This window comes from Persicitalea jodogahamensis, assembly GCF_014651615.1.
Taxonomy (GTDB): domain Bacteria; phylum Bacteroidota; class Bacteroidia; order Cytophagales; family Spirosomataceae; genus Persicitalea; species Persicitalea jodogahamensis.
Window position 1 is genome coordinate 1263157 of the sequence record NZ_BMXF01000002.1, and the last position, 7520, is coordinate 1270676.

Annotated in this window: 5 protein-coding genes; 1 reads left to right on the top strand and 4 read right to left on the bottom strand. The window is 50.1% G+C overall.

Going from position 1 to position 7520, the window contains the following annotated elements; all coding sequences use genetic code 11:
* Nucleotides 1-49: 49 nt before the first annotated feature.
* Nucleotides 50-1522, bottom strand: a complete 1473-nt coding sequence (locus IE117_RS15420) for a RagB/SusD family nutrient uptake outer membrane protein (RefSeq protein ID WP_189565321.1) — start codon at nt 1520-1522, stop codon at nt 50-52.
* Nucleotides 1523-1540: 18 nt separating this feature from the next.
* A complete protein-coding gene (locus tag IE117_RS15425; RefSeq protein WP_189565322.1) occupies nt 1541-4744 on the bottom strand; it encodes a SusC/RagA family TonB-linked outer membrane protein in 3204 nt (1067 codons plus the stop codon).
* Between the two features lie 197 nt (nt 4745-4941).
* Here IE117_RS15425 and IE117_RS15430 point away from each other — a divergent pair, with 197 nt between their 5' ends.
* Complete coding sequence (locus IE117_RS15430; protein ID WP_189565323.1) at nt 4942-5643, top strand: FadR/GntR family transcriptional regulator; 702 nt, start codon at nt 4942-4944, stop codon at nt 5641-5643.
* 9 nt (nt 5644-5652) lie between these two features.
* Here the strand turns inward: IE117_RS15430 and IE117_RS15435 are convergent, their stop codons facing one another.
* Complete coding sequence (locus IE117_RS15435; protein ID WP_229580923.1) at nt 5653-6354, bottom strand: amidohydrolase family protein; 702 nt, start codon at nt 6352-6354, stop codon at nt 5653-5655.
* Nucleotides 6355-6427: 73 nt separating this feature from the next.
* Nucleotides 6428-7345 (bottom strand): amidohydrolase family protein, encoded by a 918-nt coding sequence (locus tag IE117_RS15440; RefSeq protein WP_189565325.1) that lies wholly within the window; start codon nt 7343-7345, stop codon nt 6428-6430.
* Nucleotides 7346-7520 lie beyond the last annotated feature (175 nt).

Here is a 7520-nt window from a genome sequence, read left to right on the forward strand (position 1 = left end):
ATTGGGTTGATTTATTTGTAGGGGAGTTAGGGTACATTAACACCTTTGCTTAACGGTAGCCCGGATTTTGAACGAGTTTGGAATTCAAGCTCAAAGTCTGCAACGGTATTGGCCAGAGTAGTAGGTACTGATCGTTCTGCCGGCCTTTCAGGGAAGGTACTTTCTCGAACGCCTTACCAAACCGCACCAAATCCCACCACCTTTTTCCTTCGAAGGCAAATTCCAGAAGCCGTTCTTTGAGGATGGCCTCGTCGTTTTCGGCCTTGGTGCCGTTCACAAATTGGTGCTGCGCAAAGGCATTCCCGTAGGCACGGCGCCGCACCCGATTGATTTCTTCGGTTGGGTCCTGTCCCAGGGCATTCTTTATCTCGGCTTTCATTAAAATCAGGTCGGCGTACCGATAAATAATCACATCATCCAGAAACTTCCGGGCGCCACCGACCACAAATCCCTTGCCTTTCAAAACGACCGAGGTAACGTAATTTCTTACTCCATTCTGGGTAGCGTAAAGCTCCAAAAAGCTGACATTACGCCGCTGGTCGTCGGAGGTGAACTGATTGCGCAGGGTCGCAGTAGGAGCCCAGTAATTGTTACCACCGCCCGCTCCAATGATGTCGAAAGCCTGTTGACCCATGTTGGGCGTCATTTCGCTTGCCCGAATGTACATATCGTCGAAGTAGTTGTCGCCTACTTCCAAATCGGCAAAATGCGCCACCATGATCACTTCCTTATTTCCTTTGTTATTGTAGGCAAAGACGTTGGCAAAGTTATCCAGCAGAGCCACATCCGACTGCTCCGCCTCGTTGAGGGCTTTCAGGGCTTCGTTCAAATCGGCCGTGCCTCCGTTCAGGCGCTTGGCCGTCCAAAGGTACACGTCGGCCTTCAGCATATTGGCAGCGGGCATGGACCAAAAATCACGCTTAGCGCTGAACTTGTTGTTGGGAAACAGGTCATTGGCCTTTTGAATGTCGCTTTTAATGAATTGAAAAATTTCCGCCGCCGACGTTCTGGCTTTGAAGGTAGTTTCGGCGTCGTAGCCTTCCACCGGTTCCGTAATCAGAGGCAGGTCCCCCCACGTACGGGCCATCACGAAGTACATGTAGGCTCGCATGCAGTAGGCTTGCGCGAGGACCGACTGTTTGCTATCTTCATTGTTGAAGGAAATGTCCGGCACGTACTTGATCACCAGATTAGCATAGTTTACCACGCGGTACATTTGTTGCCAATTCAGGTCGGCGTCGTTCTCAGAAAGGGAGTTCTCGAAGTACTTGATGCGGAAGGAGGCATTGGCGAGGCCGTTGCCCAGCGTTTCGCTGCGGGCTTCCCCCAGTAGAATCAAATCATCACTGGCGAAGTCCCTGAACTGATTGTACATTCCCACCAGGCCGCCCTGGGCGTCCTCCTCGGTTTTCCAAAAAGAGTTGACGGAAATCACGCTCTCGGGTGTCAGATCCACAAGACTGTCACAACCCAGAAAAGTCAACGACAGCGCCAATAGTCCAATTTTCTTTAAAGATTTCATATTCTTGATTTTAGGTAATTAAAACGAAGCTTTCAGACCAACCATGAGTACCCTCGGAACCGGGTATCGGCCGCGGTCGCTGCCCCCATCTTCCGGGGCAAGGCCCGTGTATTTGGTAAAGTACTTCAAATTATTTCCGGTAAGATTTACTCTCAAATTACTGATACCCACGCGGCGGAATAGTTCCACCGGAATGTTGTAAGCGAGCGTAACCTCGCGGATCGCCAAATAGTCGCCTTTTTCGTAGTTCTGCGAGCTACCACGGCCGTTATCGATGTTTCGTGGATCCCCACGCCAGTAGTTGGCTTGCGCCGCCTGGTCTGCCCAGTAGTAGCGAGGTATGTCAGTTTGATCCCCCTGCTCGAGCCAGGAACGTAGTAAGTCGGTGGTGCCGTTTACATCGCCCACGAACTGTCCGTTCATGTTGGCCCGCACATAGTTGTAAATCGTGTGTCCCGTCATGTAGTCTGCACGGGCGTACAGGCTGAAACCCTTGTATGAAGCTGAAGATGAAATGCCGCCCGTCCACTTTGGATAGATATTACCGACTGGTACACGGTCGCGGCTGTCGATTACTCCGTTATTATCCACATCCAGCCAGTTCACATCTCCTCCAAACTTGCGCTTGTCTGAGCCGGCTACCAGTTCGTCTCTGGGGCCTGCCGCTGCTGCTTCATCGGTTGCATACACGCCGAGGTACTTATAGCCATAGAGTTGCCCCGTGGGTTGGCCTTCTTGCAGCCCGCCTTTGTAAACATAGGCATCTTGCGCGGGATCATACACCTCGTACCCACCAATTCGATTGTTGAGGTTATCGTTTTCGGGTAGTTTAAGAATTTCGTTCTGATTGTGTGAGGCGTTGAAGGACAACTCCCAATTAAAGCCTTCATTCGCCACCAAACTGGTCGCCACTTCCAGCTCCACCCCTTTATTCTCAAGACTACCCAGGTTGGTAAGGATACTGCTAAAGCCCGTTTCCTGGGGTAGGGCCAGGGTGGTGATCAGGTTTTCCGTTACCCGCTGGTAGTAGTCAAAAATGAGTCGAAGACGATTTTGTAAAAATCCGGCGTCAAACCCGAAATCGAGCGTTTTGCTCTGTTCCCAACGCAAATTCTGGTTGGCAATGACGGTATACTCTACTGCAGGCAGGCCGCTGTACCTTTCTCCTACGCTGTATTGTCCCTGGGCCTGAAAGTCCGACAGGTTGCCCAGGTTTCCGGTAACCCCGTAGCTGGCCCGTAATTTCAAGCTGCTTACGGGTAAATTATCTCGCCAAAAATCCTCGTTATGCACGTTCCAACCGGCCGACACGCCAGGGAAGAAACCCCATTTGTTCTGTTCACCCAGGTTGGAGGCCCCGTCGTAGCGGGCATTAAGCGTGAACAGGTACTTGCGGTTATAATCGTAGGTCATCCGGCCAAAAAAGCCCATAATGGCTTGGGTACTGGCTGAGCTGGATACACTCACCGGCGTGGCTGAGGCGTTCAGGGTCGGAATCAGGTCCGTCGCGGCGTCCCGGCCCACGGCACTCAGACTGCGTAACTCGCGGTTGAAGTAAGACAGACCGCCTTTAATTTGGAAGTTATGGACATCATTCAGGGACTTGGCGTAGCTCAGGGTGGCGTCGAACTGCTGTTGATTGCGCTTGGCGTAAGAGCCCGTAGCTTGACGTGTGTCGATGAGTTGGGTGGGGGTGTTGTAGTATGACAGCTGAAAGCGATTGTTCTCGTTCACCGTGTAGAAAAGGGAGGCGGATGGTTCGAAAATAAGGCCGGGGGCCACTTCCCACTGCACGCCTCCTGACAGAGTAATGTTGTTATCCTGATTATTATTCTTCTGGCGGCTGAGATGGTAGGCAGGATTTCCCAACGATTGGCTGACGCCTGGCGCCAGGCTGCCGTCTTCGTAGCGGTACTTAGCCGTGGGTGGGGTAGCGATGGAACGCTCGAACAGAAAATTTTCATCGTAAACAGAGTTATCTCCGAACCTGCTGAAATTCAGCCCACCGTACACGGATACTTTGTCGTTGACCTTGAGTCGGCCGTTTAGGTTGGTCGTGAACCGCTTATAATTAGTGTTAATCGCGATACCGTCAATCGTCGTATAGCCTACTCCGGCGTTGAACGTCGCTTTTTCAGTTCCCCCGGCAAAGCTGAGGTAGTTTTCGTGCGTAACGCCGGTTCTAAACAAGACGTCCTGCCAATCGGTATCGGCAAAGATGATAGTTTTACTGGGATCCAGCGGATCAGCAATGCTTCCCCAACCTTCGTTAAGCTTATACTCATTTTCCGGGGTAAGGTACTGCGTGGTAAAAGCCGTCCGATTGGTCAGGTCGTTGCCGATCCCCTGACCGTGCGAAGCATTGAGCCAGGAAAGTCGTTCCGGGTGTTTCTCACCGATGGCGGCCACGCTCAATCGCCCGTAATACACATAGTCGCGGGCAGATAGTACGTCGTACTTTTCCCGCAGGTTAGAAAATCCGACGGAGTAGCTATAACTAATGCGTGGTTTGCCTGCTACCCCTTTTTTAAGCGAGACGATAACTACTCCGTTGGATGCCCTAGCTCCGTAGATGGCGGTGGAAGCGGCATCTTTCAACACCTGTAACGACTCGATATCCTGCGGATTGATTCCGTCCATATTGGAGCGAAGTACTCCGTCAACCACATAGAGGGGGTTAGCTCCGTTGGGATTGTTGATCGATGCACCGCCCCGGACGATTACCCGGGGTGATGCGCCGGGCTGACCCGTTACTGTCTGCACCCGCACGCCCGAAACGGTTCCCTGCATGGCCGTGGCGGCATTGCCGAAAGTGGTATTCTCGAGTACTTTGTTATCAAGTTTGGTCACGGCAGTGGTTAGCGTGGCCCTGGATTGAGTTCCGTAACCAATCACTACCGCTTCGTTCAGGGTATTGGCTTCGGCGGTCAGGGTGATGTCAATTTGGGATTGCGAGCCTACCGCGACCTCCTGACTCTCATAACCAACAAAACTGAAAATCAGGCTTTGGCCTTCGGCTACCTGAATGGAGTATTGGCCCCGTTCGTCGGCGTTTACGCCCGATACCGTCTCTTTAACCATAACGGTTGCAAGCGGGAGGGGAGCATTGTCGTCGGACGCCCGTATGGTACCGGTAATCGTACGCTGCCCGAACACTGTCCCCGCGCTAATCGTGGACATGAGTAGTAGAAAAAGTAATTTTTGTTTGCCGAGCCTTTTCATAGGAGTAGAGGTTGAATTCATGACTTGCCTGCGGTTAATGACGCGAGCGATAATTGTTCCTAGATTCATATTTTTAATTGTAGGACAAATATACTATTCCTATTTTAATAACAAAGTATTTGTATAAAAAAAAGAATTATATTCCGTTCGATAGGCGGATTACAGCTCGAAAAGCTATATTTGCGCAAAAACTCAATATGGCATCTGCTAAATCCACCACCCTCGAACCTTTGGAAAGTCTCTCGATGACAGATCGGGTGGAAAACATCCTCAGGGATTATTTTACCGAAAACGCGTTCAAGCCCGGCGATCAACTTCCCAACGAATTCGAGATGGCGCAAAAGCTCAATGTGAGTCGGAACGTAGTACGGGAAGCGTTGAGTCGACTTCGAATGCTGGGAATGGTAGAGTCGAGGCCAAGGAGGGGCATGGTTATGGCGCAACCAGATTTGTTGGCGGGTTTAGAGAAAGTACTCAATCCGCTCTTGCTCAGTCAAGATGATCTGAAAGACGTATTTGAACTACGTTTGGTGCTTGAACTGGGGGTTTCTGAAATACTCTTCGCCCGAAAAACACCAGAAGATATGGCGGAGTTGGAAGAGATAGCGGAGAGGCAAAAGGGGCTGGCTGTCCTGACGAAGGAAGACGAAATCGAATTTCACGGCAAACTTTACGACATGACGGGTAACGAAACACTTCACCGGTTTCAGAGTATGCTTGCTCCGGTTTTTGACCATGTTTTTGCTGCCTATTACAATAAAACTTCCAAGTCGTCTAAACTAGAGCAGGTTACTCATTACGATTTATTCAAGGTGCTGAAAGAAGGCACGGCGGCCCAGTTTCGCACAGCCATGTACAACCATTTGGCCGTTTATATCGATTCCGCCAGCAGTCGTTGAAAAGCCAGTTTACAATTTCAAGAACCGCTTTATATTTCCAAACCTCAACAGATTCTTTGTTTTAGTGTCCGCTTCTTGATCTCGCAAAGCTTCGATGCGCAGCAAGCCCGTTCGACTGTCCAGTAATGGGGCGTGAGTACCAAAAGCAAACTTTTCCTGGCCAAATTGAGAGAGCATTTGGCCGAGGTCATTCATATTTCGTCCGGAAGTATCCATAATAAGGTTAGTGTTCCTGAAAATTTGCAGCTCTTCATCGCTTAATGCAGTGCTATTGGCCACATTCAGTACTAAGAACCTCGCGTCCGGCACTTCTTTGAGGATGGGAATAATATCCCTCAGCGACCACTCTTTTTCAACGTCCAGCCAGGAGCTTGTTCGTGCATCCACCATACGGAGCGACATCGCTACGGGCAGGTTGTAATCACGTGCCATTCTTACCAGTTCGATACAATTTGGATGGTCCAGCTCATAGCGGTGATGAATCGGGTGCAAACGAATGCCTTTCATTCCCAGTTTGGTGCGGCAAGTTTCAAAATCAGTCTGCCACCCACTATAAACCGGATTAATGACTGCAAAAGGAATGATTTGTTTCGCAAACCGCTTGTCAGAATTAATTTCGTCATGCAGCTCTTGGTTGGCGTGTTGGGTGTTTTTATAGAAAATGCCGTTGAGATTACTGACCACTGTCATATCCACGCCGTAGGTCTCCATTCTTTCCAGCAGTCCCCGGCATGTGTTTCCGCGCAATTGTCGGAAAGGCCAATGCCCTACGTAGCTGTTGCAATCAATTAACATGGTTACCTGATTTTTTCAGAATGGCCTGATAGTTTTCAAAAAATAACTTTTTTCTCTGCGATTCCGACAGGTCGGCGGCGATCATGCCACCCACGCTCTGATAGAAAGAATAGTCGCAGCCAAACAGCAAACGATCCTCGCCAATGTAGCGTAGAGCAAAGTCGATCATGCCACCTTCGTTATTGCTTCCTGAAACATCGACATATACATTGGGCGAGTGCTGCAGCGCCTTGCAGGCGTCCTCCCAGTCAATACCCCCACCGATGTGGGCAAACTGAAACATGGCCTCAGGGTACTTTCGGGCCGCATCCACAAAATCCTCGGGTAGCGATACATTGGGTGGCTCGCGGGCGTCCAAAACTACCCGCGACTTCCCGATGGGTGAGTGCATGAGAATGACCATTTTCAGATCAATGAATTTCTCGATCACCGGATCGAAGAGCGGGTCGTTGATCTTGACGTGATTGTACAGCTTCATACCCACCATACCCAGGTCCGTGCAACGTTTTATCTCTTGCATGCTTTCTTTTGGGTAGGTCGGGTTGAGAGTTAACATACCGATGAACCGTCCCGGAAATGCTTTTACGGCGTTGTGAACTTCATTATTGCACGCAATAAACTCTTCGGGAGAACCTAAGCTGCCTGGTTTCATAGGCTTGGAAATCATTAAAGTTCCAATGCCCAGTCGATCGGCGATATCGATAATATCCGTTGGAGTCAGTGCATTGAGGCCGACGTGCGCGTGGGCGTCGATTTTTTCGTAACGCAACACTTCTTCCATCAAATCCTCATTTTCGACAGAATTGGGATTTGACCTATTCCTATAATTCAGATTCACCAATCCCGTGCAACCGATGATTGCCGCCGAACTTGTCACAAATTTGCGTCGAGTGATCGATGATGTCATAAATTCTTATTTCTTTTATTGACCATTAAAATAATCCTGACTTTTTTGTAAGAATGTATCGACAAATGCGTCGTCGATCAGGTCGGGATAGGCCCGTAAAACGCGATCGATTGCCTCCGCTTGGCCCGCCGAAAGGCGTTCTTCGGGATTGAGGCACCAGGTACCCGCCAGAATG

Coding starts and splice junctions, on each gene's coding strand:
- IE117_RS15420 (WP_189565321.1), bottom strand. CDS start 1,522: ATGAAATCTTTAAAGAAAATTGGACTATTGGCGCTGTCGTTGACTTTT.
- IE117_RS15425 (WP_189565322.1), bottom strand. CDS start 4,744: ATGAAAAGGCTCGGCAAACAAAAATTACTTTTTCTACTACTCATGTCC.
- IE117_RS15430 (WP_189565323.1), top strand. CDS start 4,942: ATGGCATCTGCTAAATCCACCACCCTCGAACCTTTGGAAAGTCTCTCG.
- IE117_RS15435 (WP_229580923.1), bottom strand. CDS start 6,354: ATGGAGACCTACGGCGTGGATATGACAGTGGTCAGTAATCTCAACGGC.
- IE117_RS15440 (WP_189565325.1), bottom strand. CDS start 7,345: ATGACATCATCGATCACTCGACGCAAATTTGTGACAAGTTCGGCGGCA.